The organism is Pseudomonas sp. D5(2026) (assembly GCF_057766845.1).
The window spans coordinates 1,133,696-1,157,121 of sequence record NZ_CM173421.1 but is presented as its reverse complement, the minus strand read 5'-3'; the positions used below and the strand labels follow the sequence as shown (position 1 = coordinate 1,157,121).

The following is a 23,426-nucleotide window of genomic DNA, read 5'->3' as shown; positions in this document are numbered from 1 at the left end:
AAAGCGTCTTCTGACCATTGGCAGGTTGCGGAAAGTGGGGTAAGGTGTTGCCACTGTGCTGCACGTGACACCGAGAATCTCTAGTTTGATGCACGATCCTGATCGGCCCATCGCTGAATTTTCTGCTCTCTTTGCGCTCAGTCCCGGGCAGGGTTTTTCCTGACCGTTATCAAATTGTCCAAGGAGACAGAAAAATGTCCAACCGTCAATCCGGTGTTGTTAAGTGGTTCAACGATGAGAAAGGCTACGGCTTCATCACCCCTCAGTCGGGCGACGACCTGTTCGTGCACTTCAAAGCCATCCAAGCTGACGGCTTCAAAACCCTGAAAGAAGGCCAGGCTGTTACTTTCGTCGCTACCCGCGGCCAGAAAGGCATGCAGGCTGAAGAAGTTCAGATCGCCTAAGTCGATCTAGCTTCCTAGCTTTCAAAAAAACCCGCCTTCTGGCGGGTTTTTTCATGCCTGCTCGAAATAGGCGCTGGCCTCTTCGCAGGCTCACCCGCTCCCCAGGGACTGCACAGATTTCAAGTGCGGCGCAGTCGCTGTGTGCGGGCAAACCCGGTATGACAGGTCAGTCTTCGCTGATGGTAATGCTCGGCATTGCCGGTGCCGCTGCTTCCTGCAGCACGATCCGCGCGCCCACCTGGCGGGCCAGTTCCTGGTAAACCATGGCAATCTGGCTTTCCGGCTCGGCAATCGCAGTCGGCTTGCCGCTGTCGGCCTGCTCACGGATCAGCATCGACAACGGCAGCGACGCCAGCAGGTCGACGCCATACTGGCTGGCCAGCTTCTCGCCGCCACCTTCACCGAACAGGTGTTCGGCATGGCCGCAATTCGAGCAGATATGCACAGCCATGTTCTCGACCACGCCCAGCACCGGAATGTTGACCTTACGGAACATTTCCACGCCCTTCTTGGCATCCAGCAGAGCAAGGTCCTGCGGCGTGGTGACGATCACCGAACCGACCACCGGCACCTTTTGTGCCAGGGTCAGCTGGATGTCACCGGTACCCGGTGGCATATCGATCACCAGGTAATCCAGGTCATCCCAGGCGGTCTGGGTGACCAGTTGCAGCAGCGCGCCCGACACCATCGGGCCACGCCATACCATCGGCGTGTTGTCGTCGGTGAGGAAGGCCATGGACATGACTTCCACGCCGTGTGCCTTGATCGGCACGAACCACTTCTGCTCGCGAATCTGTGGACGGGTACCCTCGGCAATGCCGAACATCACACCCTGGCTGGGGCCGTAGATATCGGCATCGAGGATACCTACCCGGGCACCCTCGCGCGCGAAGGCCAAGGCCAGGTTGGCTGCGGTGGTCGACTTGCCCACACCGCCCTTGCCCGAGGCCACGGCGATGATGTTCTTGACGTTGGCCATGGCTGGCACTTGGGCCTGGGCCTTGTGCGCAGCCACCACGCAGTCGATCGAAACTTGGGCACCAGTGACACCCTCAAGGCCGCCGATGGCGGTCTGCAGCACCTGGGCCCAGCCGTTCTTGAACAGCCCAGCGGCATAACCCAACTGCAACTGCACGCTGACCTGCCCGCCCTGGATATCGATGGCGCGCACGCAGCCGGCGCTGACCGGGTCCTGGTTCAGGTAGGGGTCGGTGTACTGGCGAAGCACGCCTTCAACGGCGGCACGGGTGACGGCACTCATGGAGACTCCCATTGGCAAACTGAATGTAAAACAGCCGCCTATCCTAACCCGTCAATCGTCAGCAGATACGCTTGCGGGGTGAAATATCTTCGCCAGCCCTTTATAGTGGCCGATCATCCTCATTTTTACCCCGTAGCCAGATAAGTAGCCGAGCCACCATGTCCGAGCCACGCCAGATTCTCGTCACCAGCGCCCTGCCCTATGCCAATGGATCGATCCATCTCGGCCATATGCTGGAGTACATCCAGACGGACATGTGGGTGCGCTTCCAGAAGCTGCGCGGCAACCAGTGCATCTATGTCTGCGCCGATGACGCCCACGGTTCGGCCATCATGCTGCGCGCCGAAAAGGAAGGCATCACCCCGGAACAGCTGATCGCCAACGTCCAGGCCGAGCACAGCAGCGATTTCGCCGACTTCCTGGTGGATTTCGACAACTTCCACTCCACCCACAGTGAAGAGAACCGCGAGCTGTCGAGCCTGATCTACTCGCGCCTGCGTGAAGCCGGGCACATCGCCACCCGTTCGGTGACCCAGTACTTCGACCCGGAAAAAGGCATGTTCCTCGCCGACCGCTTCATCAAGGGCACCTGCCCGAAGTGCGCGGCCGAAGACCAGTACGGCGACAACTGCGAAAAATGCGGCGCCACTTACGCACCTACCGAGCTGAAGAACCCCAAGTCAGCGATCTCCGGTGCCACCCCGGTACTGCGTGATTCCCAGCACTTCTTCTTCAAGCTGCCAGACTTCCAGGCCATGCTGCAGCAATGGACCCGAAGCGGCACCCTGCAGGACGCGGTAGCCAACAAGCTGGCGGAATGGCTGGATTCCGGCCTGCAGGAGTGGGATATCTCCCGCGACGCGCCGTACTTCGGCTTCGAGATCCCGGGTGAGCCTGGCAAGTACTTCTACGTATGGCTGGATGCGCCGATCGGCTACATGGCCAGCTTCAAGAACCTCTGCGCACGCCGCCCGGAACTGGACTTCGACGCCTTCTGGAACGAGGGCTCCAAGGCCGAGCTGTACCACTTCATCGGCAAGGATATCGTCAACTTCCACGCCCTGTTCTGGCCAGCCATGCTCGAAGGCGCCGGCTTCCGCAAGCCGACCGCGGTCAACGTGCACGGCTACCTGACGGTCAACGGCGCCAAGATGTCCAAGTCGCGCGGCACCTTCATCAAGGCCCGCACCTATCTGGACCACCTGCAGCCGGAATACCTGCGTTACTACTATGCGGCCAAGCTGGGCCGTGGCGTCGACGACCTGGACCTGAACCTGGAAGACTTCGTGCAGAAGGTCAACTCCGACCTGGTCGGCAAGGTCGTCAACATTGCCAGCCGTTGCGCCGGTTTCATCCACAAGGGCAACGAAGGCGTGATGGTAGGCGGTGATGCCGCGCCTGAGCTGACCGAAGCCTTCCTGGCTGCCGCGCCCTCCATCGCCGAAGCCTATGAGGCCCGTGACTTTGGCCGCGCCATGCGCGAAATCATGGCACTGGCCGACCGCGCCAACGCCTGGATCGCCGACAAGGCACCGTGGTCACTGGCCAAGCAGGAAGGCAAGCAGGATGAAGTCCAGGCCATCTGCGCCCAAGGCATCAACCTGTTCCGCCAGCTGGTGATCTTCCTCAAACCGGTACTTCCGGTGCTGGCTGCTGATGCCGAGGCATTCCTCAACGTGGCCCCGCTGACCTGGAACGACCACCTGACACGCCTGGAAAACCACCCGCTTAACCCGTTCAAGGCCCTGATGAGCCGTATCGAGCCGGCCAAGGTCGAAGCCATGATCGCTGCCAGCAAGGAGGACCTGCTGGCTGCCGAAGCCAATGCCCCGGCGGGCAATGGCGAACTGACCAAGGACCCGCTGTCGGCAGAGATCGAGTTCGATACCTTCGCGGCCGTCGACCTGCGTGTGGCGCTGATCGTCAAGGCTGAAGCCGTAGCGGGTGCCGACAAGCTGCTGCAACTGACCCTGGACATTGGTGACGAGCGCCGCAACGTGTTCTCCGGCATCAAGTCGGCCTACCCAGACCCGTCCAAGCTGGAAGGCCGCCTGACCATGATGGTAGCCAACCTCAAACCACGGAAGATGCGCTTTGGCGTGTCCGAGGGCATGGTCATGGCTGCCGGCCCTGGCGGTGAAGAAATCTACCTGCTGAGCCCGGACAGCGGCGCCAAGCCAGGCCAGCGCATCAAGTAACTCCCCTGCGGGCCATTGTGGGAGCGGCCTGCCCGCTCCCACAATACGCAGGCCCCTTCATGTCAAATCCGGACAATCGCCCTGATTCCCGGCTATCGTCATCTCATGAATGACTACATCCTGGTCCTGATCAGCGCCGCACTGATCAATCACCTGTGCCTGCTCAGACAGCCACTCTCCGGGTTGCAACTACAGGTGCACGGCCTGGCATGCGCCCTGTGCATTGCCTTGGGCGTAATCGGCGCGCAACTGCTGGCGTACGCCGTACTTGCCCCGTTGCACATCCACGATCTTGCCCTGTTCCTGCTATTGCCTTGGCTGGCTTTGCTCGCCTGGGGCCTGCCCTGGCTACTGGCCAAGTGGCGCCCAACCTGGCCCGTAGTGGGGTTGCCAGCGCTGCTGTTGAGCAATGCCGCAGCGCTTGGGGTGGCTCTACAACAGGCAAGCGACGACGTCAGCTGGCCAACCGCGCTACTCCAAGGCTTGCTGACGGCTGGCGGCTTCTGGCTGACGCTGATGGTGTTCGCCGACCTGCACCAGCGCAGCGTCCACGCCGATATCCCCGACGCGCTGCGCGGCCTGCCCATCCAATTGATCGGTGCCGGGGTAATGGCCATGGCGTTTTCCGGCTTCAACGGGATGTTTGGCCAATGAGCAGCCCCGATCCGCGCCTGCGCACCAGCATGGGCCTGGTGTTGCTCGCCTGCACGCCTGGACTGCTGGCGCTAATGTGGCTGCATGGCTGGGGCATGGTGCTGAACCTGTTGCTGTGTGCCAGTGCCGCGCTGCTGTGCGAAGCATTGCTGCTGGCACTGCGCAATCAATCACTGAGCCAGGCGCTAAACGACGGCAGCGCACTGGTAACCGCCGTGCTACTGGCGGCCGCCCTGCCCACCCTGGCGCCATGGTGGCTGCCGGTCATCGCGGCATGTGTTGCGATCGGCATCGGCAAGCAGGCCTATGGTGGGGTCGGGCGAAATCTGTTCAATCCGGCCATGGTGGGTTACGCCTTCGTGCTGCTCAGCTTCCCATTGCAGATGAACCATTGGCCGGCACAGGCCCCGGGCCTGCTCGACAGCCTGCAGCAGGTGTTCGCTGGGGGCGATCAGATTGATGCCTGGGCCCGTCCGACATTGCTCGACGGCCTACGCCACAACCGCAGCCTGACCATTGACGAGCTGTTTGCCAGCCATCCGGGCTTTGGCAGCATTGGTGGGGCAGGCAGCGAATGGGTCAACCTGGCATTCCTGCTTGGCGGCCTGTTTTTGTTGCAGCGCAAGGTGATCAGTTGGCATGCACCGGCAGGTTTGCTGGCAGGGCTATTGATATTCAGCCTGTTGGGCTGGAATGGTTCGGGGTCGGACTCCAATGGCTCGCCTTTGCTGCACCTGTTTTCCGGCTCGACCATGCTGGCAGCATTCTTCATTGCGACCGAGCCGGTGTCCGGCCCCAGAAACGACTGGGCCAAGTTGTGCTTCGGCCTGGGAACAGGGCTGCTCATCTACCTGATTCGTACCTGGGGCAGCTACCCGGATGGCACCGCGTTCGCCGTCCTGCTGATGAACCTTTTGGCACCGGCACTCGAGCGCGTGGCTGTGCAACGTCAGCAGGCAGCCCGATGAAGCATGGAGCTCGGGATGTGGGCCTGCTGCTACTGACTGGAGTATTGGCAGTGTCAGTCACCCTGGCCTGGCGGCAGTGGACCAGCCCGGCCATCGCCAGCGCCGAAAAACAAATGCAAAGCCGCCAGCGGCTGGCCGTGCTGCCCGAAGGCAGCTATGACAACCAGCCCCTGGAAAGCCCACTGCCAAGGCCCGCCGCACAGCGGCCCAACAGCCGTATCCTGGCGGCTTACCGTGCCACTATGGCAGGCAAGCCAAGCGCCATAGTTCTGGTCACACAGGCGCAGGGATATGTCGGGCCAATCGTGCTGAGCGTCGCGATCGCCACAGACGGCCGGCTGATCGGCAGCCAGGTCGTCGAACAACAGGAAAGTCCCGGGCTGGGCGCTCACCTGGCTGACCCACAGCTGCAGTGGCTGAAACAGTTCGACAACCGCCATCAGGGCGATCACTGGGCGCTAAAGCGGGACCAGGGTGATTTTGACCAGTTGGCCGGCGCAACCGTGACCTCGCGGGCAGTGATCGCCGCGTTGCAGGACGCACTGAATTATTTCGATGAGCAGCGTAGTGTATGGCTGGAGGGCGCCGCGCATGAATAGGTTTTGCCTGCTGGCCATGAGCCTCGCTCCCCTGTTGGGCGCCACCCGAACGCTGGGTGAAGGCGCGGCCATCGGCCTGTGCGCAGTGGTGATGGGATGCCTGCACCAACTGTTGCTGGCCCCCCTGCGTAAACGCGTCGCCAGCTGGGCATATGTACTGGCCAGCCTGCTGCTACTGGCAGCTCTGGCCAGCTGCCTGCAGTTGGCCATGCGGGCCTGGCTGCTACCACTGGCCATTGCACTGGGTCACTATCCCGCATTGTTGTGCCTGCAATGCCTGGCCAGTGACCATCTGCTTCCTGACCAACGCCGCTGGCACGTGCTCGCAAAGCACCTCGGCGCTGTCTTTGCCAGTTGCCTGCTGCTGGGCGCCAGCCGCCAATGGCTGGCTGACCATACCGAGCTGCACCTGGCCAGCCTCGCCCCCGGTGCGCTACTGCTGCTGGGATTGCTGTTGGCCTTGTACAATCGCCTGCGTCCGGGCTCTGCCCATCCACATCGTCAAGGAAAGCCCTGATTTCATGAATGCCGCCAAACGCCTGGAGATTTTTCGCAGGCTGCACGAAGACAACCCCGACCCAAAGACCGAACTGGCCTACACGACCCCGTTTGAACTGCTGGTCGCCGTGACACTGTCCGCGCAATCCACCGACGTCGGCGTCAACAAGGCCACTGCCCGCCTGTTCCCCGTCGCCAACACCCCCGAGGCCATCTATGCCCTGGGCGTTGAAGGCCTTAGCGAATACATCAAGACCATCGGCCTCTACAACAGCAAGGCCAAGAATGTCATAGAAGCGTGCCGGCTGCTGATCGAGCGCCACGACAGCCAGGTACCGCAAACCCGCGAAGCGTTGGAAGCGCTGCCCGGCGTCGGCCGTAAAACCGCCAACGTGGTGCTTAACACCGCGTTTCGCCAACCGGCGATGGCAGTGGACACCCATATCTTCCGGGTGAGTAACCGCACGGGTATCGCGCCAGGTAAAACGGTGCTGGAAGTGGAAAAGAAACTGCTCAAGTTCGTACCAAAGGATTACCTGCTCGATGCCCACCACTGGCTGATCCTGCACGGGCGCTATGTGTGCCAGGCGCGCAAGCCACGGTGCGGCAGCTGCAGGATCGAAGATTTGTGCGAGTACAAGCACAAAACCTCCGACGATTGAGCCGATAGGCAGAAACCAATCACGTCGATTGAAAAAATCTTTTTTACCAGCGTCTGCTTTCTGGTTATAAGGACGGCCAATGGCCCCTTGGCTTGGAGCGACTCATGAGTACCGATAAAGACGACCTGTCGATCGATGATGATTTTGTTGCCGCAGACGATGACGCGGAACCACAGGTTGAAACCGCAAAGACCAACCTGAGCAAACGCCGCACCATCGACAACATGCTAGAAGAACGGCGCCTGCAGAAGCAGCTGGCCGATTTCGATTACGACCTTTAGTTCTGGCCCTTTAGTCATGGATCGTTAGCCTTGGCAAAGCCTCCTGGCTGGAGGCTTCAAGGCCTGGCGGTCAGTTCAAACCTTGCCGTTGCGCCAGCTCGATCAGGTCAACCAGTGACCGTGCATTGAGCTTGAGCAAGAGCCGCGACTTGTAGGTACTGACCGTCTTGTTGCTGAGGTACATGCTGTCGGCAATCTCCTTGTTCGAACGCCCTCGCGCCAGTTGTTGCAGCACGGTCATCTCTCGCGCAGAAAGGCGATTCACCATATCCGTCTCACTGCTCGCGCCCCTGCCACGTGACGCATGCAAGGCCTGGTTGGGGAAGTAGCTGTAACCCGACAACACAGCCTTGATAGCGCTAAGCAGCTCGGTAAGCTCCTGCTGCTTGCACACGTAACCCGCCGCCCCCGCCTGCATGCAGCGCATCGAAAAGTTACCGGGAGCCTGCGACGTCAGCACCAGCACCTTGCTACCCGGGCTGAATGTCGCCATGCGGGCGATCACCTCCAGGCCATCCAGTTTCGGGATACCGATATCCAGCACCACAATATCCGGCAGGTGTTGCCGTGTCAGCTGCAGCGCAGCCACCCCATTGTCAGTCTCCGCCACAACGTCATACCCATGCCGCTCCATCAGCATGCGTACGGCCAGGCGTATGACCGGATGATCATCCACGATAAGCACTTTATTCATGCGATATCCATACATTGTTGTTGCTTTGGCACGCCACGATAACCGACAGGACGCTTGCTGGCGCGGCGATTTACCAGTGAAAGCCATGGACAGACAAAACCTACAGAGCTTACAGAAACTTCCTACACATTAAGACTATGGTTGTAACAAACAAATTACTTATTACCGAAAGAAACGGTACCACCCACTAACATAAACGCACCAGTTGAATACTGATCTTCAGCAGAGGAGAACTTCCGACTCGAACGCGTTGAAAAATCAACACAACTAGGTTCTCTGACGATCATTCCTCCCCCGGGAAAGAATCCAGCCTTTAGTTGAGTACAGCAGTAAGGTAAAGATGGACAAAACCGCTGGAGACGGCCCCTATGACCCAAGCACAACCTGTCGCCCCGCTGACGATCATTGCCATCTTCGCGGGGATTATCGAAGCCTCCGCCCTTGCCACACTGCCATTTCTCGGCGAGTCCAGCCAAAAGCTCTACACCTGGTTCCTGGTAGGTTTTCCATTCTTTCTGACGGCACTGTTTTTTCTGACGCTCAACTTCAATTACAAGTCGTTCTACAGCCCGCTCCCCAACAACCCTGTACACGAAAACACGCCAGCACTGAACAGTGCGGCCACACCCGCTATTGCCAATGATGCCCGTGAGGCGGTACAGGGCGAGCCTGTTACATTCATGTTCTCCGGCCCCGACGCCTGTCGCATGATGGAACAACAACTCTTGCACGCTCTTGCCCACCCCCCCGAGCCGGCGCGAGTCTGGCGCTTTTGTAATCTGGATAGACGTCAATGTGCGCAGCTTTCGATCAGCGCACTTGAGGGCGATGATGTGAACCCTCGAAGTTGAACGACTCGCCTTTGCGCAGGCATAAAAAACCCCGGACTGAGCCGGGGTTTTCACGCACACCAGCAATCAGAGCAGCGAACGGCCCTTGTTGGCGGCAATGCGCATACGCAGCGCGTTGAGCTTGATGAAGCCAGCAGCGTCTTCCTGGTTGTAGGCACCACCATCTTCTTCAAAGGTGGCGATGTTGGCATCGAACAGCGAATCGTCCGACTTGCGGCCAACCACGGTCACATTGCCCTTGTACAGCTTCAGGCGCACCACACCATTCACGTTCACCTGCGAAGCATCGATCATCTGCTGCAGCATCAGACGCTCCGGGCTCCACCAGTAGCCGGTGTAGATCAGGCTGGCATACTTGGGCATCAGCTCATCTTTCAGGTGAGCGACTTCGCGGTCCAGGGTGATCGACTCGATGGCACGGTGGGCCTTGAGCATGATGGTACCGCCAGGCGTTTCGTAGCAACCGCGCGACTTCATGCCGACGTACCGGTTTTCGACGATGTCCAGGCGGCCGATGCCGTTGGCACCACCGATACGGTTCAGGTCGGCCAGAACGGTAGCCGGGGATTTCTCGACGCCGTCGATGGCAACGATGTCACCATTGCGGTAGGTCAGCTCGATATAGGTAGCCTGGTCCGGGGCGTTCTCAGGCGAGACACTCCAGCGCCACATGTCTTCTTCGTGCTCGGTCCAGGTATCTTCCAGGACACCGCCTTCATAGGAGATGTGCAGCAGGTTGGCGTCCATCGAGTACGGCGACTTCTTCTTGCCGTGGCGCTCGATCGGGATGCCGTGCTTCTCGGCGTAGTCCATCAGCTTTTCGCGGGACAGCAGGTCCCACTCGCGCCATGGGGCGATGACCTTGACGCCTGGCTTCAGGGCATAGGCACCCAGCTCGAAGCGCACCTGGTCGTTACCCTTGCCGGTGGCGCCATGGGAAATGGCGTCGGCGCCGGTTTCGTTGGCGATTTCGATCAGGCGCTTGGCGATCAGCGGACGGGCGATGGAAGTACCCAGCAGGTACTCGCCTTCGTAGACGGTGTTGGCGCGGAACATCGGGAACACGAAGTCACGCACGAACTCTTCGCGCAGGTCGTCGATGTAGATCTCTTTAACGCCCATTGCCTGGGCCTTGGCACGAGCCGGTTCGACCTCTTCGCCCTGACCCAGGTCAGCGGTGAAGGTCACCACTTCGCAGTTGTAGGTATCCTGCAGCCACTTGAGAATCACCGAAGTATCAAGGCCGCCGGAATACGCCAGTACGACCTTTTTTACGTCCGCCATGCCATCACTCCACGGGGTTGTACGGAAAGGGACCGATTCTACCGGCGTTGCGGATAAATTTACAGTGGGGCGACAGCTTCTGACGACAAAGCGACAGAAATTGTCGGAAGGGCGACTTGCCAGATCAACACGGAAATTTGACGCAAGGGTTGGCGCCCCATCCGGTCTCAGGGCGCCTTCGCCCCCGACGCGGGAGCAGCCGGAACGGCTGGAGCGGGAGCAGCCGGCGACACGGGCTCAACCGGTTTTTCCACCGCCTTTTCAACCTCCGCCACCCGATCCAGCTCGATATTCACCCGCCGATTACGCGCCCGGTTCGATGCACTGTTGTTCTTCGCCAGCGGATAACGCTCACCATGGAAGCGCACAGTAATCTGCTCTTGCGGCACACCGTGAGCCTTGAAGTAATCGGCCACGGCCAATGCGCGGCGGCGCGACAGGTCGCGGTTGGTCAGGCGGTTGCCACTGTTGTCGGAGTGGCCGTTGAGCTCGATATGGTTAACCGTAGGGTCGGCCTTCAGGTAGTCGACAATCACCTCCAGCCGCGCCTTGGCTGCTGCATCCAGCTCGTAACCGCCCCCAGGGAAGCCCACTTGAGTCTGGCGCACCTGGTCATAGTTCATCGGCAACAGCTTGCCGGCACAGACCTGATAGTCATTGTAGGCTTTGGCGAAGCTGACCGGCAGCACCCGCACCTCCATCGGCCTGCCCGCCTCACCGGTGTAGTTGCGCACGACGGTGCTACGCCCGTCGAGCAAACCGTTGATCAGCCGGCTGGCCTGCCCCTGGGAGGAGCTGAACAGCACACCGCTGCGGGCCATGCGCACATGGCCCAGGTTGATATCGCCACGCCCAGGTTGCCAAGGCGCTGCCGCGGCCAGCAGGCTGGCGGTGCCGGCACCCAGTACGTTGCTGTCCGAACGCAGCTGGAACACCGGCTGCTCGCCTGCCCGGCGCACGAACGTACCGCTGCCGAAACCTTCGATCGGTTGGCTCAGACGACACTCGAACTGGTCACCCTCGACCTGCCAGGCAATGTTCTCCATGCGCGTCTGGAAAGTCAGTGCGCCGGCCGGCAGGCTGGCGAACAGGGTCAACAGGGCTAGGTAACGCTGGCGCACGGGCGGCTCCACAATTTCTGACGGCTTACCAGCAGGCTATCGGACGCCGCGCGGAAAACTTGATAGCCGTGCTCGCCCCAGGGTTTTCCGGTAGGATTGGGGCTTGAGTTCGACCCGCCTGGAATCCCCAATGTCCGATCGCCTGACCCTCCTGCGCCCCGACGACTGGCACATCCATCTGCGCGATGGTGCCGTCCTGCCCCACACCGTTGGCGACGTGGCGCGTACCTTCGCCCGTGCCATCATCATGCCCAACCTCGTGCCGCCGGTGCGCAATGCCACCGAGGCCGGCGCCTACCGTGAGCGCATTCTGGCTGCCCGCCCGGCCGGCAGCCGCTTCGAGCCGCTGATGGTGCTGTACCTCACCGACAACATCAGCCCCGAGGACGTCCGCGCGGCCAAGGCCAGCGGTTTCGTGTACGCCGCCAAGCTGTACCCGGCCGGCGCCACCACCAACTCCGATTCCGGCGTGACCAGCATCGACAAGATCTTCCCGGCCATAGAGGCACTGGCGGAAGTGGGTATGCCGCTGCTGGTGCATGGCGAAGTGACCCGCAGCGAGATCGACGTGTTCGACCGCGAGAAGCGCTTCATCGACGAGCACTTGCGCCGTGTGGTCGAGCGCTTCCCGACGCTGAAAGTGGTGTTCGAACACATCACCACCAGCGACGCCGCGCAGTTCGTCACCGAGGCCCCGGCCAACGTGGGTGCGACCATCACCGCCCAGCACCTGCTGTACAACCGCAACCACATGCTGGTTGGCGGCATTCGTCCGCACTTCTACTGCCTGCCGATCCTCAAGCGCAATACCCACCAGGTGGCCTTGCTGGACGCCGCCACCAGCGGCAACCCGAAGTTCTTCCTCGGCACCGACTCGGCACCTCATGCCCGTCACGCCAAGGAAGCAGCCTGCGGTTGCGCGGGTTGCTACACCGCCTATGCGGCCATCGAGATGTACGCCGAAGCTTTCGAACAGCGTAACGCGCTGGACAAGCTGGAAGGCTTCGCCAGCCTGCACGGCCCGGCCTTCTATGGCCTGCCGGCGAACACCGACACCATCACCCTGGTCCGCGAAGAATGGACCGCTCCGGAAAGCCTGCCATTTGGCGAGCAAACCGTAGTCCCGCTGCGCGCTGGCGAAAAACTGCGCTGGCGCCTGCTGGAGGCAAACGCGTGAGCGAAGACCTTTACGAAGACGACCTGGAAACCCAAGGCAGCAGCGGTCCTCGCCACCCGATGGCCGAGCGCTTCCGCGGCTATCTGCCGGTCGTGGTGGATGTTGAAACCGGTGGTTTCAACAGCGCTACCGATGCGTTGCTGGAAATTGCCGCTGTCACCATCGGCATGGACGAGAAAGGCTTCCTGTTCCCCGAACATACCTACTTCCACCGAGTAGAGCCGTTCGAGGGCGCCAACATCGAGCCGGCCGCACTTGAGTTCACCGGGATCAAGCTGGACCACCCGCTGCGCATGGCGGTCAGCGAGGAAAGCGCGATGACCGACATATTCCGCGGCGTGCGCAAGGCCCTCAAGGCCAACGGCTGCAAGCGGGCGATTCTGGTCGGCCACAACAGCAGCTTCGACCTGGGTTTCCTCAATGCAGCAGTGGCGCGCAATGACCTGAAGCGCAACCCGTTCCACCCGTTCTCCAGCTTCGACACCGCCACCCTGGCGGGCCTGGCGTATGGCCAGACCGTGCTGGCGCGGGCCTGTCAGAGCGCCGACATCGACTTCGACGGGCGTGAGGCGCACTCGGCACGTTACGACACCGAGAAAACGGCTGAGCTGTTCTGCGGCATCGTCAACCGCTGGAAAGAAATGGGCGGCTGGCGCGATTTCAACGACTGATCTGCCAAAAGCATTCGCGGGCACGCCCGCTCCCACAGGTTAACCTTTGCCTTCAGGCATGCAGAGAATCTGTGGGGGCGGGCGCTCCCGCGAAGAGGCCGGCACAGGAAGGCAAAAAAAACCGGCCACGAAGGCCGGTTTTTTTGTGCACGCAGCAATTACAGCTTGCCAGCGTTCTCGCTCAGGTAGGCAGCAACGCCTTCAGGCGAAGCGTTCATGCCCTTGTCGCCTTTTTTCCAGTTGGCAGGGCAGACTTCGCCGTGCTCTTCGTGGAACTGCAGAGCGTCGACCAGACGCAGCAGCTCGTCCATGTTACGGCCCAGTGGCAGGTCGTTGACGATCTGCGAACGAACAACACCATTGGTATCGATCAGGAAGGCGCCACGGAAGGCCACGCCGCCTTCGGACTCGACGTCGTAGGCTTTGCAGATTTCGTGGGTCATGTCGGCAGCCAGGGTGTACTTCACCTGGCCGATACCGCCGTTGTTGACCGGGGTATTACGCCAGGCGTTGTGGGTGAAGTGCGAGTCGATCGACACGCCGATCACTTCCACGTTACGCGCCTGGAAGTCAGGGATGCGGTTGTCCAGGGCGATCAGCTCGGACGGGCAGACGAAGGTGAAGTCCAGCGGGTAGAAGAACACCAGGCCGTACTTGCCCTTGATGGCCGAGGCCAGGTTGAAGCTATCGACGATCTCGCCATTGCCCAGCACGGCCGGAACGGTGAAATCGGGGGCTTTCTTACCAACGAGTACGCTCATTGTAATCTCCTGATGAGGGTGAAAAACCGTTTGCCGGGCCAGACGGGCTTGCCCGACATCCAACAAAGGCCGACCATCATACACGGCTTCTCATGACAGGCCGACTCCGTCGACAAAGCGACCGCCGGTCGCTCAAGCACACCCCTCTCAGAAAGATCTTTGACAAGCATTCTCATTAACATTAAGCTCCAACCCATCGACCCAACCAGCGATGGTCAGCCCTTATGTATGTGTGTCTTTGTGTCGGCGTTACCGACGGACAGATCCGCGATGCGATCTATGAAGGATGCTGCAGTTACAAAGAAGTGCGAGCCGCGACCAATGTCGCCAGCCAGTGCGGCAAATGCGCCTGCGTGGCCAAGCAGGTGGTCCGCGAGACCCTGACCGAACTTCAGGTCAGCCAGGCAGCCCTGCCCTACCCCGTCGAATTTACCGCTGCCTGAACCCAGAATTTCAAGAACCGGACCTGGCGTCCGGTTTTTTTATGCCTGAAATTCAACAAGTTAGCGTTACAACGCGGTTCACAAACATTCTTATTCCTATTAATTTTCACTTATTATTCAAGAACTTAGGTTTGACACACCTAAGTATCGGGCTCAAACTTCACTGGATTGACACACTTCTACAGGGCAGGAACCCCGACATGAAAGGCGACGTAAGCGTCATCCAGCATCTCAACAAGATCCTCGGAAACGAGCTGGTCGCGATCAACCAGTACTTCCTGCACGCGCGCATGTACGAAGATTGGGGGCTGAACAAACTCGGCAAGCACGAGTACAAAGAATCCATCGATGAAATGAAGCACGCTGACAAACTGATCAAGCGTATTTTGTTCCTCGAAGGTATTCCTAACGTTCAGGACCTGGGCAAACTGCTGATCGGCGAGCACACCAAGGAAATGCTCGAGTGTGACCTGAAGATTGAACAGCAAGGCCTGGTCGACCTGAAGGCAGCCATCGCCCATTGTGAAACTGCTGGCGACTTCGGCTCGCGTGACGTGCTCGAAGATATCCTCGAGTCCGAGGAAGAGCACATCGACTGGCTGGAAACCCAACTGGGGCTGATCGACAAGATCGGTATCGAGAACTACCTGCAGTCGCAGATGGGCGAAGAGTAACTACTCGCCCCATAAAAAAACCCGCGATCAGCGGGTTTTTTTATGCTTGCCGGTAGATCAGGCTTCAGAAGCCTTGGCCTTGGCAGCCGCTTCCTTGATCAGGGTTTGCAGCTCACCGTTCTCGAACATTTCCAGCATGATGTCGCTGCCGCCAACCAGCTCACCGGCTACCCACAGTTGCGGGAAGGTCGGCCAGTTGGCGTATTTTGGCAGGTTGGCGCGAATTTCCGGGTTCTGCAGGATGTCGACGTAGGCGAACTTTTCGCCACAACCCATCACGGCCTGCGATGCACGCGCAGAGAAGCCGCACTGCGGGGCATTCGGCGAGCCTTTCATGTAAAGCAGAATGGTGTTGTTGGCAATCTGCTCTTTGATCGTTTCGATGATATCCATGTAGCACCTCGGCTGAACTATCCGACACAGTCGTCGGCACGGTGTCGCATTGTATCGGAAAGCCGAGCGCCGTGCTCGGCCTTGCCGTTCCTCAAGCGGCCTCGACCTGCACGGGTACGCCATTGAGCGCAGCGTTTCCGGAAACCTGGTCCCGAAAGCGTTCGTCGGTCAGGTCATTGGCACTCACGCCGGGTTGCGCCTGGGCGATCTGCATGTGCACGCCCTGACGACCATGACCAAAGCCGTGGGGCAAGCTGACCACACCGGGCATCATGTCTTCGCAGGCCTGCACCTCGACCTCCAGTGAGCCAGTACGCGAACGGATGCGCACGCGCTGGCCATCCTGCAGTTGCCGCTGCTGCAAGTCTTGCGGGTGCATCAACAGCTGATGCCGTGGCTTGCCTTTTACCAGGCGATGGAAGTTGTGCATCCACGAGTTGTTGCTGCGCACATGGCGACGCCCGATCAGCAGCAGTTCGCCCGGCACTGGTGGCGTCATTTGCGCCAGGCGCTGCAGGTCGTCAAGCAAAACCTGAGGGGCTGCTTCGACAGCCTTGCTGGCAGTCGTCAGCCGCCCCGCGAGGTTGCTGCGTAAAGGCCCCAGGTCAAGCCCATGCGGGTTATCGTCCAGTGCTGCCAAGGAGAGCTGCCAAGGCGTTGCTTCACCATAGCGCCCTTTGCGCAGGGCTTGATCAATCATCTGCGCAGGCGACCAGGTCGGTTTCAACTCCAACTCGGCACGCTTGGCAAACGCCTGGGCCAGGCCGACGAAGATTTCCCAGTCATGCAGTGCGCCCTCCGGCTTGGCCAGGATCGCCCGGTTGAAGCGCGTGACGTTGCGCACTGCCAGCAGGTTGAAGGTGCTGTCGTAATGGTCATTTTCCAGCGCTGAGGTGGAGGGCAGGATCAGGTCGGCATGGCGGGTGGTTTCGTTGATGTAGAGATCGATACTGAGCATGAAGTCCAAACCCTCCAGCGCTGCATCCAGCTGGCGACCGTTAGGCGTGGACAACACAGGGTTGCCGGCAACTGTCACCAGGGCGCGCACCTGCCCTTCACCCGATGTAAGCATTTCCTCGGCCAGGGCCGCCACCGGCAGCTCGCCGCCGTACTCGGGCAAGCCCGACACACGGCTTTGCCAGGCGTTGAAATGCCCGCCCGAGGTGGTCGCCACCAGGTCGACGGCAGGCTCCGTGCACAACGCGCCGCCTGTGCGGTCGAGGTTGCCGGTCACCAGGTTCACAAGTTGCACCAGCCAGTGGCAAAGGGTACCAAATGCTTGGGTCGAGACGCCCATGCGGCCGTAACACACGGCCTGCCCAGCAGCGGCGAAGTCGCGTGCCAGCTGGCGAATGTCCGCTGCAGCGATACCACACTGGGCACTCACGGCCTCGGCACTGAACGGCGCAATGGCCTCACGCACCTGCTGCAGGCCGTTGACCGGCAAGTGCGAGCCCCGCGCCAGGCCTTCTTCGAACAATGTGTTGAGCAAGCCGCACAACAGGGCGGCATCAGCACCGGGGCGTATGAACAAATGGCTGTCAGCCATTGCCGCCGTTTCGCTACGTCGCGGGTCAACCACCACCAGGCGCCCACCACGCGCCCGAAGGGCCTTCAGGCGCTTCTCCACGTCCGGAACGGTCATGATGCTGCCATTGGAGGCCAGTGGGTTGCCGCCAAGAATCAGCATGAATCCCGTGTGGTCGATGTCCGGAATCGGCAGCAGCAGCCCATGCCCGTACATCAGATGGCTGACCAGGTGTTGGGGCAACTGATCCACTGAAGTGGCAGAGAAACGGTTACGGGTCTTGAGCAGGCCCAGAAAGTAGTTGCTATGGGTCATCAAGCCGTAATTGTGCACACTCGGGTTGCCTTGGTAGACCGCCACGGCATTGCGCCCATGGGCCTGCTGGACCGCCCACAATTTTTCGGCCGCCAGTGCAAAGGCCTCATCCCAGCCAATGGCCTGCCAATGGTCGCCTACTCGCCTGTGTGGCTGGCGCAGGCGATCCGGATCGTTCTGAATGTCCTGCAACGCCACGGCCTTGGGGCAGACATGGCCACGGCTGAAAGGGTCCAGTGGGTCGCCCTTGATCGAGCTGATCAGGGCCCGCCCGTCCTGCTCATGGCTGACTTCGATGTTGAGCCCGCAGATCGCTTCGCACAGGTGACAGGCACGGTGGTGCAGGGTCTTGGTCATGGCCGCCTCTGCCTTGTTGTTGTCGAACAGTGACTATGCGCCCGGCCCCTCCCCGCGGCCAGTGCGCTTCGCCGCGTGAATCCACCGACATCAGGCGCACGATTTACGACAGCCATTTGCCAAATTGCCAGCAAGCCGTGTACAACCTTGTGTAGCAAATAAAGAACAGCACGGCCAACGGGCAAAGACACCGTTTGCAACACCCTTTGCGAGCAGGCCGCTTTTCCCCCCTTGGCTTCAGGCGACATTTACTTATAGTATTGCGCCTTTCCCTATTTCGTCCGCCCCGTGCGGCTTACGCCGCAGGTCATTCCCGTTGTCAAAAAAACCATACGGTCGACCTGCATACCGTTGCAGATAAGGTAGTCAATCATGAGCGCTAGGCACTTTCTCTCCCTGCTGGACTTCACCACCGACGAATTGCTCGGGGTGATCCGCCGCGGCATCGAGCTGAAGGACCTGCGTAAGCGAGGCGTGCTGTTCGAACCCCTGAAGAACCGTGTACTGGGCATGATCTTCGAGAAGTCCTCGACCCGTACCCGTGTGTCCTTCGAGGCCGGCATGATCCAGCTCGGCGGCCAGGCCATCTTCCTGTCGCCTCGCGACACCCAACTGGGCCGCGGCGAGCCGATTGGTGACAGCGCCATCGTGCTGTCGAGCATGGTTGATGTGGTGATGATCCGCACCCACGCCCACAGCACCCTGACCGAGTTCGCCGCCAAGTCGCGCGTGCCAGTGATCAACGGCCTGTCCGACGAATCGCACCCGTGCCAACTGCTGGCCGACATGCAGACCTTTGTTGAACACCGCGGCTCGATTCAGGGCAAGACCGTGACCTGGATCGGCGATGGCTTCAACATGTGCAACTCCTATATCGAAGCCGCCACGCAGTTCGATTTCCAGCTGCGCATCGCCTGCCCCGAAGGCTATGAGCCGGATCAACGTTTCATGGCACTGGGCGGCGACCGCGTGCAGATCATCCGGGATGCCAAGGAAGCTGTGCGTGATGCTCACCTGGTGGTCACCGATGTCTGGACTTCCATGGGTCAGGAGGAGGAAACTGCACGGCGCCTGGCGCATTTCGCACCTTACCAGGTCACCCGCGAACTGCTCGACCTGGCTGCACCCGATGTCCTCTTCATGCACTGCCTGCCCGCCCACCGTGGCGAGGAAATCAGCCAGGACCTGCTCGACGACCCACGTTCGGTCGCCTGGGACGAGGCTGAAAACCGCCTGCATGCACAGAAGGCGCTTCTCGAATTCCTTGTAGAACCGGCTTACCACCACGCATGAGTCAACCCCTACTGCTCAACCTGCGCAACCTCGCCTGCGGCTATGGCGACCAGCGCATCGTCCAGAACCTCAACCTGCACCTGAACGCAGGCGACATCGGTTGCCTGCTAGGTTCATCCGGTTGCGGCAAGACCACCACCCTGCGCGCCATCGCCGGTTTCGAGCCGGTGCACGAAGGTGAAATCCACCTGGGCGGTGAGGTCATTTCCCGGGCTGGCTTCACCCTGGCCCCGGAAAAGCGCCGCATCGGCATGGTGTTTCAGGACTACGCGCTGTTCCCGCATCTTACCGTGGCGCAGAACATTGCCTTTGGTATCGCCAAACACCCACGCCAGGCCGCCGTCATCGAAGAGATGCTGGAACTGGTCAAACTCGGCGGGCTGGGCGGTCGTTACCCGCATGAGTTGTCTGGTGGCCAGCAGCAACGTGTCGCCCTGGCCCGGGCGCTGGCGCCCGAACCGCAACTGTTGCTGCTTGACGAGCCGTTCTCGAACCTCGACGTAGAGCTGCGCCGTCGCCTGAGCCATGAGGTTCGCGACATTCTCAAAAGCCGCGGTACCAGCGCCATTCTGGTCACTCACGACCAGGAAGAAGCCTTTGCGGTCAGTGACCAGGTCGGTGTCTTCAAGGAAGGCCGCCTGGAACAGTGGGACACGCCCTACAACCTTTACCACGAACCGCAGACGCCATTCGTGGCGAGTTTCATCGGCCAGGGATACTTCATCCGTGGGCAAATGAGCAGCCACGAAGCGGTCAATACCGAAGTGGGTGAGCTGCGCGGTAACCGCGCCTACATCATGGCGCCGGGCAGCTCGGTGGATGTACTGCTGCGCCCGGATGATATCGTGCATGCACCAGGCAGCGCGCTACTGGCAAACATCGTGGGCAAGAGCTTCCTCGGGGCATCGACGCTCTATCGCTTGCAGTTGCCCACCGGTAGCCAGCTGGAAGCGATCTTCCCTAGCCATAACGACCACGAGGTCGGTGAGAATGTGGAGATTGCAGTGAAGGCCGATCACCTCGTGCTATTCCCTGTACCGGGTAGCGTTGCGGCACAGTTGCCACGCCAGGAGAATGGCGTGCGTCGTTACAGTTCGGCGACTTGACTTCAGCGCCAGGGGGCCGCTTGGCGCCCCCCCTGTTCTCAGCCTCGACCAATCCCGGCGAACGAGCCCTGCGTATACTCCGCCAGCACCGCCGCTGCCAACTCCACTTCCAGGCCACGCCGACCGGCGCTGACATGGATAGTTGCAAAATTCTGCGCCGAGTCATCGATAAAGGTCCGCAGACGCTTCTTCTGCCCTAGTGGGCTGATCCCGCCCACCAGGTAACCGGTCGCCCGCTGCGCCGCCGCCGGGTCGGCCATCTCGCACTTCTTTACCCCGGCAGCATGGGCCAGGGCCTTGAGGTCCAAGGTCCCCACCACAGGCACAACCGCTACCAGCAATTCTCCTTTCTCGCTGCTTGCCAGCAACGTCTTGAACACCTGTTGCGGGTCGAGCCCGAGCTTTTCTGCCGCCTCCAGGCCATACGACGCCGACTTCGGGTCATGTTCATAACTGTGCACACGATGCTCGGCACGGTGCTTTTTCAACAGGTCTAGGGCGGGGGTCATGCAAGGGCTCCAGTCAGGGACGACTCGGCGGCTACTTTAGGACAATTCCTACATCCCAGCCAGCGCACCGCGATCGCGCGCCTCTAGTACGGGATCCGCATCTTATTCTAGCGGCCATATCGTGACTGACCGTTCACTTTCGACCTTTGACATCAGCGTTTCTTGTCTATATTTTTTCGTTTCTGAATAAGCGGTGCACTTTTAAGGTGCATTTCCTACATCATCCGGGGTCAATGGGGATAGACACCGGGTTTTGCTGTCGAGCGCTACGCGCCTCACAACAAAAAAAACGAGGTCATACATGACGACTGCTCTGCACCAACCCACGCTGTCCAGCCAGTGCCTGGCCGAGTTTCTCGGCACCGCCCTGCTCATCTTCTTCGGTACCGGCTGCGTCGCCGCGCTCAAGGTTGCCGGCGCCAGCTTCGGGCTTTGGGAGATCAGTATCATCTGGGGCGTGGGCGTCAGCATGGCCATCTACCTCACCGCCGGTATTTCCGGTGCGCACCTGAACCCAGCCGTAAGTATCGCCCTTGCACTGTTCGCAGGGTTCGACAAGCGCAAGCTGCCCTTCTACATGCTGGCCCAGGTATGCGGCGCATTCTGTGGCGCGGCACTGGTCTACACGCTGTACAGCAGTCTGTTCTTCGATTTCGAACAGGCCCACGCCATGCTGCGCGGTAGCGAAGGCAGCCTGGAGCTGGCCTCTGTGTTCTCCACCTACCCGCACCCGTCCCTGTCCACCAGCCAGGCATTTCTGGTCGAAGTGGTGATCACTGCCATTCTGATGAGCGTGATCATGGCCCTGACCGACGACAACAACGGCCTTCCGCGCGGTGCCATGGCCCCGCTGCTGATCGGCCTGCTGATTGCGGTGATTGGTAGCGCCATGGGCCCTTTGACTGGCTTTGCGATGAACCCGGCCCGCGATTTCGGGCCAAAACTCATGACATTCCTGGCCGGTTGGGGCGAAATCGCCTTCACTGGCGGGCGGGATATTCCTTATTTCCTGGTTCCGGTATTTGCACCGATCGTTGGCGCCTGCCTGGGTGCAGCGAGCTATCGCGGCCTTATTGCACGCAACCTGCCAGTAGCGCCCGCCGCGATCCCAGAGACAAATGACATTCGCCAGGGCGATACTCAAGCCAATTGATGCCGCCACCACGCGCAGCCCTGACCCTCTATTCTTGCAAGGCCTACGACCATGACAGACACCCAGGATAAGAACTACATCATCGCCCTGGACCAGGGCACCACCAGTTCGCGGGCGATCATTTTCGACCGTGACGCCAATGTTGTGGGTACCTCCCAGCGCGAGTTCGCACAGCACTACCCACAGGCGGGTTGGGTCGAACATGACCCGATGGAGATTTTCGCCACACAAAGCGCGACCATGGTCGAGGCCCTGGCCCAGGCAGGCATCAGCCACGCTCAGGTCGCCGCACTGGGCATTACCAACCAGCGCGAAACCACTGTGGTGTGGGACAAGGAAACCGGGCGCCCGGTGTACAACGCCATTGTCTGGCAATGCCGCCGCAGCACCGAGATCTGTGCCCAGCTCAAGCGTGACGGCCATGAAGGCTACATTCGTGAAACCACCGGCCTGGTCACCGACCCGTATTTCTCCGGCACCAAGCTGAAGTGGATCCTCGACAATGTCGACGGCGCCCGTGAGCGCGCCGAGCGTGGTGAACTGCTGTTCGGCACCATCGACACCTGGCTGATCTGGAAATTTACCGGTGGCAAGGTTCACGTCACCGACTACACCAACGCCTCGCGCACGCTGATGTTCAACATCCACAGCCTGCAGTGGGACGACAAGCTGCTGGAAATCCTGGGCATCCCACGGCAAATGTTGCCTGAGGTGCGCCCCTCTTCTGAAGTGTATGGCCACACCAAGAGCGGCATAGCCATCGCCGGTATCGCCGGCGACCAGCAATCGGCACTGTTCGGCCAGATGTGCGTGGAGCCGGGCCAGGCCAAGAATACCTACGGCACTGGCTGCTTCCTGTTGATGAACACGGGTGACCAGGCGGTGAAGTCGTCCCACGGCCTGCTCACTACCATTGCCTGCGGCCCGCGTGGTGAGGTGGCCTATGCACTGGAAGGCGCGGTATTCAATGGTGGCTCTACCGTGCAATGGCTGCGTGACGAACTGAAGATCGTCAACGACGCCCTGGATACCGAGTACTTCGCCAGCAAGGTCAAGGACAGCAACGGCGTGTACCTGGTACCAGCCTTTACCGGCCTGGGCGCCCCATACTGGGACCCGTATGCCCGCGGTGCGTTGTTCGGCCTGACACGTGGCGTGAAGGTGGACCACATCATCCGCGCCGCACTGGAGTCCATCGCCTACCAGACCCGCGATGTCCTCGACGCCATGCAGCAGGACTGTGGCCAGCGCTTGTCCGAACTGCGTGTGGACGGTGGTGCAGTGGCCAACAACTTCCTCATGCAGTTCCAGGCCGACATCCTCGGCACCTGCGTGGAGCGGCCGCAAATGCGCGAAACCACGGCACTGGGCGCCGCCTATCTGGCTGGCCTGGCCTGTGGCTTCTGGAGTGGCCTGGACGAGCTGCGCGACAAGGCGATCATCGAGCGCGAGTTCAGCCCGCAGTTGGACGAAACGCAGAAAGAAAAGCTGTATGCCGGCTGGAAGAAAGCAGTCAAGCGTACCCGTGACTGGGAAGATCACGAGGCATGATACCTGTGGGGGCCGCCATA

General features: G+C 60.5%; 25 protein-coding genes. 17 read left to right on the top strand and 8 right to left on the bottom strand.

Annotation, left to right across the window (positions count from 1 at the left end; genetic code table 11):
• The first annotated feature begins 194 nt into the window (after window positions 1-194).
• Window positions 195-404: a cold-shock protein gene (locus AC3B5Q_RS05340; protein WP_003254922.1), complete on the top strand. Its 210-nt coding sequence runs from the start codon at window positions 195-197 to the stop codon at window positions 402-404.
• 166 nt (window positions 405-570) lie between these two features.
• Here AC3B5Q_RS05340 and apbC read toward each other — a convergent pair whose 3' ends face one another.
• Window positions 571-1,665 (bottom strand): iron-sulfur cluster carrier protein ApbC, encoded by a 1,095-nt coding sequence (gene apbC / locus AC3B5Q_RS05335; RefSeq protein ID WP_084850138.1) that lies wholly within the window; start codon window positions 1,663-1,665, stop codon window positions 571-573.
• Window positions 1,666-1,823: 158 nt separating this feature from the next.
• Here apbC and metG point away from each other — a divergent pair, with 158 nt between their 5' ends.
• From metG to AC3B5Q_RS05300, 7 genes are all read left to right on the top strand, one after another.
• Window positions 1,824-3,863 carry a methionine--tRNA ligase gene (metG, locus tag AC3B5Q_RS05330; RefSeq protein ID WP_279934807.1) on the top strand — a complete coding sequence of 680 codons (2,040 nt, stop codon included), beginning with the start codon at window positions 1,824-1,826 and terminating at the stop codon, window positions 3,861-3,863.
• A gap of 105 nt (window positions 3,864-3,968) precedes the next feature.
• Window positions 3,969-4,517, top strand: a complete 549-nt coding sequence (locus AC3B5Q_RS05325) for an Rnf-Nqr domain containing protein (RefSeq protein ID WP_103443569.1) — start codon at window positions 3,969-3,971, stop codon at window positions 4,515-4,517.
• Complete coding sequence (locus AC3B5Q_RS05320) at window positions 4,514-5,485, top strand: RnfABCDGE type electron transport complex subunit D (protein WP_021781979.1); 972 nt, start codon at window positions 4,514-4,516, stop codon at window positions 5,483-5,485. The genes AC3B5Q_RS05325 and AC3B5Q_RS05320 overlap by 4 nt, the downstream gene beginning before the upstream one ends.
• A complete protein-coding gene (locus AC3B5Q_RS05315; RefSeq protein ID WP_021781978.1) occupies window positions 5,482-6,084 on the top strand; it encodes an RnfABCDGE type electron transport complex subunit G in 603 nt (200 codons plus the stop codon). The genes AC3B5Q_RS05320 and AC3B5Q_RS05315 overlap by 4 nt, the downstream gene beginning before the upstream one ends.
• The gene (locus AC3B5Q_RS05310) at window positions 6,077-6,601 is read left to right on the top strand and encodes an Rnf-Nqr domain containing protein (protein ID WP_021781977.1); all 525 of its coding nucleotides are present in this window, start codon (window positions 6,077-6,079) and stop codon (window positions 6,599-6,601) included. The genes AC3B5Q_RS05315 and AC3B5Q_RS05310 overlap by 8 nt, the downstream gene beginning before the upstream one ends.
• A 4-nt stretch (window positions 6,602-6,605) precedes the next feature.
• Window positions 6,606-7,244: an endonuclease III gene (gene nth, locus AC3B5Q_RS05305; protein ID WP_010952257.1), complete on the top strand. Its 639-nt coding sequence runs from the start codon at window positions 6,606-6,608 to the stop codon at window positions 7,242-7,244.
• Window positions 7,245-7,348: 104 nt separating this feature from the next.
• Complete coding sequence (locus AC3B5Q_RS05300; RefSeq protein WP_003254937.1) at window positions 7,349-7,525, top strand: PA3496 family putative envelope integrity protein; 177 nt, start codon at window positions 7,349-7,351, stop codon at window positions 7,523-7,525.
• Window positions 7,526-7,595: 70 nt separating this feature from the next.
• Here the strand turns inward: AC3B5Q_RS05300 and AC3B5Q_RS05295 are convergent, their stop codons facing one another.
• Window positions 7,596-8,219 (bottom strand): response regulator transcription factor, encoded by a 624-nt coding sequence (locus AC3B5Q_RS05295; RefSeq protein ID WP_021781976.1) that lies wholly within the window; start codon window positions 8,217-8,219, stop codon window positions 7,596-7,598.
• A gap of 368 nt (window positions 8,220-8,587) precedes the next feature.
• On the opposite strand from AC3B5Q_RS05295, the gene AC3B5Q_RS05290 reads away from it, so the two are divergent.
• Window positions 8,588-9,070 carry a hypothetical protein gene (locus AC3B5Q_RS05290; RefSeq protein ID WP_021781975.1) on the top strand — a complete coding sequence of 161 codons (483 nt, stop codon included), beginning with the start codon at window positions 8,588-8,590 and terminating at the stop codon, window positions 9,068-9,070.
• Window positions 9,071-9,136: 66 nt separating this feature from the next.
• Here AC3B5Q_RS05290 and AC3B5Q_RS05285 read toward each other — a convergent pair whose 3' ends face one another.
• Both AC3B5Q_RS05285 and AC3B5Q_RS05280 read right to left on the bottom strand, forming a co-directional pair.
• A complete protein-coding gene (locus AC3B5Q_RS05285) occupies window positions 9,137-10,354 on the bottom strand; it encodes an argininosuccinate synthase (RefSeq protein ID WP_021781974.1) in 1,218 nt (405 codons plus the stop codon).
• Between the two features lie 167 nt (window positions 10,355-10,521).
• A complete protein-coding gene (locus tag AC3B5Q_RS05280) occupies window positions 10,522-11,475 on the bottom strand; it encodes a flagellar protein MotY (protein ID WP_021781973.1) in 954 nt (317 codons plus the stop codon).
• A gap of 130 nt (window positions 11,476-11,605) precedes the next feature.
• Between AC3B5Q_RS05280 and pyrC the strand changes: the two genes are divergently transcribed.
• Window positions 11,606-12,652: a dihydroorotase gene (pyrC, locus tag AC3B5Q_RS05275; RefSeq protein WP_021781972.1), complete on the top strand. Its 1,047-nt coding sequence runs from the start codon at window positions 11,606-11,608 to the stop codon at window positions 12,650-12,652.
• 59 nt (window positions 12,653-12,711) lie between these two features.
• Window positions 12,712-13,323 (top strand): ribonuclease T, encoded by a 612-nt coding sequence (gene rnt, locus AC3B5Q_RS05270; protein ID WP_010952252.1) that lies wholly within the window; start codon window positions 12,712-12,714, stop codon window positions 13,321-13,323.
• Between the two features lie 158 nt (window positions 13,324-13,481).
• On the opposite strand, the gene AC3B5Q_RS05265 is transcribed toward rnt, so the two are convergent.
• Window positions 13,482-14,084: a peroxiredoxin gene (locus tag AC3B5Q_RS05265; protein ID WP_003254945.1), complete on the bottom strand. Its 603-nt coding sequence runs from the start codon at window positions 14,082-14,084 to the stop codon at window positions 13,482-13,484.
• Between the two features lie 224 nt (window positions 14,085-14,308).
• On the opposite strand from AC3B5Q_RS05265, the gene AC3B5Q_RS05260 reads away from it, so the two are divergent.
• The gene (locus AC3B5Q_RS05260; RefSeq protein ID WP_003254947.1) at window positions 14,309-14,527 is read left to right on the top strand and encodes a bacterioferritin-associated ferredoxin; all 219 of its coding nucleotides are present in this window, start codon (window positions 14,309-14,311) and stop codon (window positions 14,525-14,527) included.
• A gap of 200 nt (window positions 14,528-14,727) precedes the next feature.
• Complete coding sequence (bfr, locus tag AC3B5Q_RS05255) at window positions 14,728-15,201, top strand: bacterioferritin (RefSeq protein ID WP_003254948.1); 474 nt, start codon at window positions 14,728-14,730, stop codon at window positions 15,199-15,201.
• A 57-nt stretch (window positions 15,202-15,258) separates the two neighbouring features.
• Here the strand turns inward: bfr and grxD are convergent, their stop codons facing one another.
• Together grxD and AC3B5Q_RS05245 are read right to left on the bottom strand one after the other, a co-directional pair.
• The gene (gene grxD, locus AC3B5Q_RS05250; RefSeq protein ID WP_021781969.1) at window positions 15,259-15,594 is read right to left on the bottom strand and encodes a Grx4 family monothiol glutaredoxin; all 336 of its coding nucleotides are present in this window, start codon (window positions 15,592-15,594) and stop codon (window positions 15,259-15,261) included.
• 91 nt (window positions 15,595-15,685) lie between these two features.
• On the bottom strand, window positions 15,686-17,794 hold the full coding sequence (locus tag AC3B5Q_RS05245) for a molybdopterin-dependent oxidoreductase (RefSeq protein WP_488392872.1): 2,109 nt from the start codon (window positions 17,792-17,794) through the stop codon (window positions 15,686-15,688).
• A gap of 372 nt (window positions 17,795-18,166) precedes the next feature.
• Between AC3B5Q_RS05245 and argF the strand changes: the two genes are divergently transcribed.
• Both argF and AC3B5Q_RS05235 read left to right on the top strand, forming a co-directional pair.
• On the top strand, window positions 18,167-19,087 hold the full coding sequence (argF, locus tag AC3B5Q_RS05240; RefSeq protein ID WP_135192300.1) for an ornithine carbamoyltransferase: 921 nt from the start codon (window positions 18,167-18,169) through the stop codon (window positions 19,085-19,087).
• Window positions 19,084-20,193: an ABC transporter ATP-binding protein gene (locus AC3B5Q_RS05235; protein WP_021781966.1), complete on the top strand. Its 1,110-nt coding sequence runs from the start codon at window positions 19,084-19,086 to the stop codon at window positions 20,191-20,193. The genes argF and AC3B5Q_RS05235 overlap by 4 nt, the downstream gene beginning before the upstream one ends.
• Window positions 20,194-20,231: 38 nt before the next feature.
• On the opposite strand, the gene ybaK is transcribed toward AC3B5Q_RS05235, so the two are convergent.
• The gene (gene ybaK, locus AC3B5Q_RS05230; protein WP_021781965.1) at window positions 20,232-20,702 is read right to left on the bottom strand and encodes a Cys-tRNA(Pro) deacylase; all 471 of its coding nucleotides are present in this window, start codon (window positions 20,700-20,702) and stop codon (window positions 20,232-20,234) included.
• A gap of 301 nt (window positions 20,703-21,003) precedes the next feature.
• Here ybaK and AC3B5Q_RS05225 point away from each other — a divergent pair, with 301 nt between their 5' ends.
• Both AC3B5Q_RS05225 and glpK read left to right on the top strand, forming a co-directional pair.
• Entirely contained in the window at window positions 21,004-21,855 is an 852-nt protein-coding gene (locus tag AC3B5Q_RS05225) for an MIP/aquaporin family protein (protein WP_275966780.1), read from the top strand.
• A gap of 51 nt (window positions 21,856-21,906) precedes the next feature.
• Entirely contained in the window at window positions 21,907-23,406 is a 1,500-nt protein-coding gene (gene glpK / locus AC3B5Q_RS05220; protein WP_021781963.1) for a glycerol kinase GlpK, read from the top strand.
• Window positions 23,407-23,426: the final 20 nt, after the last annotated feature.

Bases quoted from the DNA above. Each gene is read 5' to 3' on its own strand.
- AC3B5Q_RS05225 (WP_275966780.1), top strand. From the start codon at position 21,004: ATGACGACTGCTCTGCACCAACCCACGCTGTCCAGCCAGTGCCTGGCC.
- ybaK (WP_021781965.1), bottom strand. From the start codon at position 20,702: ATGACCCCCGCCCTAGACCTGTTGAAAAAGCACCGTGCCGAGCATCGT.
- argF (WP_135192300.1), top strand. From the start codon at position 18,167: ATGAGCGCTAGGCACTTTCTCTCCCTGCTGGACTTCACCACCGACGAA.
- nth (WP_010952257.1), top strand. From the start codon at position 6,606: ATGAATGCCGCCAAACGCCTGGAGATTTTTCGCAGGCTGCACGAAGAC.
- bfr (WP_003254948.1), top strand. From the start codon at position 14,728: ATGAAAGGCGACGTAAGCGTCATCCAGCATCTCAACAAGATCCTCGGA.
- AC3B5Q_RS05320 (WP_021781979.1), top strand. From the start codon at position 4,514: ATGAGCAGCCCCGATCCGCGCCTGCGCACCAGCATGGGCCTGGTGTTG.
- glpK (WP_021781963.1), top strand. From the start codon at position 21,907: ATGACAGACACCCAGGATAAGAACTACATCATCGCCCTGGACCAGGGC.
- AC3B5Q_RS05290 (WP_021781975.1), top strand. From the start codon at position 8,588: ATGACCCAAGCACAACCTGTCGCCCCGCTGACGATCATTGCCATCTTC.
- AC3B5Q_RS05235 (WP_021781966.1), top strand. From the start codon at position 19,084: ATGAGTCAACCCCTACTGCTCAACCTGCGCAACCTCGCCTGCGGCTAT.
- AC3B5Q_RS05260 (WP_003254947.1), top strand. From the start codon at position 14,309: ATGTATGTGTGTCTTTGTGTCGGCGTTACCGACGGACAGATCCGCGAT.
- apbC (WP_084850138.1), bottom strand. From the start codon at position 1,665: ATGAGTGCCGTCACCCGTGCCGCCGTTGAAGGCGTGCTTCGCCAGTAC.
- grxD (WP_021781969.1), bottom strand. From the start codon at position 15,594: ATGGATATCATCGAAACGATCAAAGAGCAGATTGCCAACAACACCATT.
- pyrC (WP_021781972.1), top strand. From the start codon at position 11,606: ATGTCCGATCGCCTGACCCTCCTGCGCCCCGACGACTGGCACATCCAT.
- AC3B5Q_RS05300 (WP_003254937.1), top strand. From the start codon at position 7,349: ATGAGTACCGATAAAGACGACCTGTCGATCGATGATGATTTTGTTGCC.
- AC3B5Q_RS05265 (WP_003254945.1), bottom strand. From the start codon at position 14,084: ATGAGCGTACTCGTTGGTAAGAAAGCCCCCGATTTCACCGTTCCGGCC.
- AC3B5Q_RS05245 (WP_488392872.1), bottom strand. From the start codon at position 17,794: ATGACCAAGACCCTGCACCACCGTGCCTGTCACCTGTGCGAAGCGATC.
- AC3B5Q_RS05285 (WP_021781974.1), bottom strand. From the start codon at position 10,354: ATGGCGGACGTAAAAAAGGTCGTACTGGCGTATTCCGGCGGCCTTGAT.
- rnt (WP_010952252.1), top strand. From the start codon at position 12,712: ATGGCCGAGCGCTTCCGCGGCTATCTGCCGGTCGTGGTGGATGTTGAA.
- metG (WP_279934807.1), top strand. From the start codon at position 1,824: ATGTCCGAGCCACGCCAGATTCTCGTCACCAGCGCCCTGCCCTATGCC.
- AC3B5Q_RS05310 (WP_021781977.1), top strand. From the start codon at position 6,077: ATGAATAGGTTTTGCCTGCTGGCCATGAGCCTCGCTCCCCTGTTGGGC.
- AC3B5Q_RS05325 (WP_103443569.1), top strand. From the start codon at position 3,969: ATGAATGACTACATCCTGGTCCTGATCAGCGCCGCACTGATCAATCAC.
- AC3B5Q_RS05340 (WP_003254922.1), top strand. From the start codon at position 195: ATGTCCAACCGTCAATCCGGTGTTGTTAAGTGGTTCAACGATGAGAAA.
- AC3B5Q_RS05315 (WP_021781978.1), top strand. From the start codon at position 5,482: ATGAAGCATGGAGCTCGGGATGTGGGCCTGCTGCTACTGACTGGAGTA.
- AC3B5Q_RS05295 (WP_021781976.1), bottom strand. From the start codon at position 8,219: ATGAATAAAGTGCTTATCGTGGATGATCATCCGGTCATACGCCTGGCC.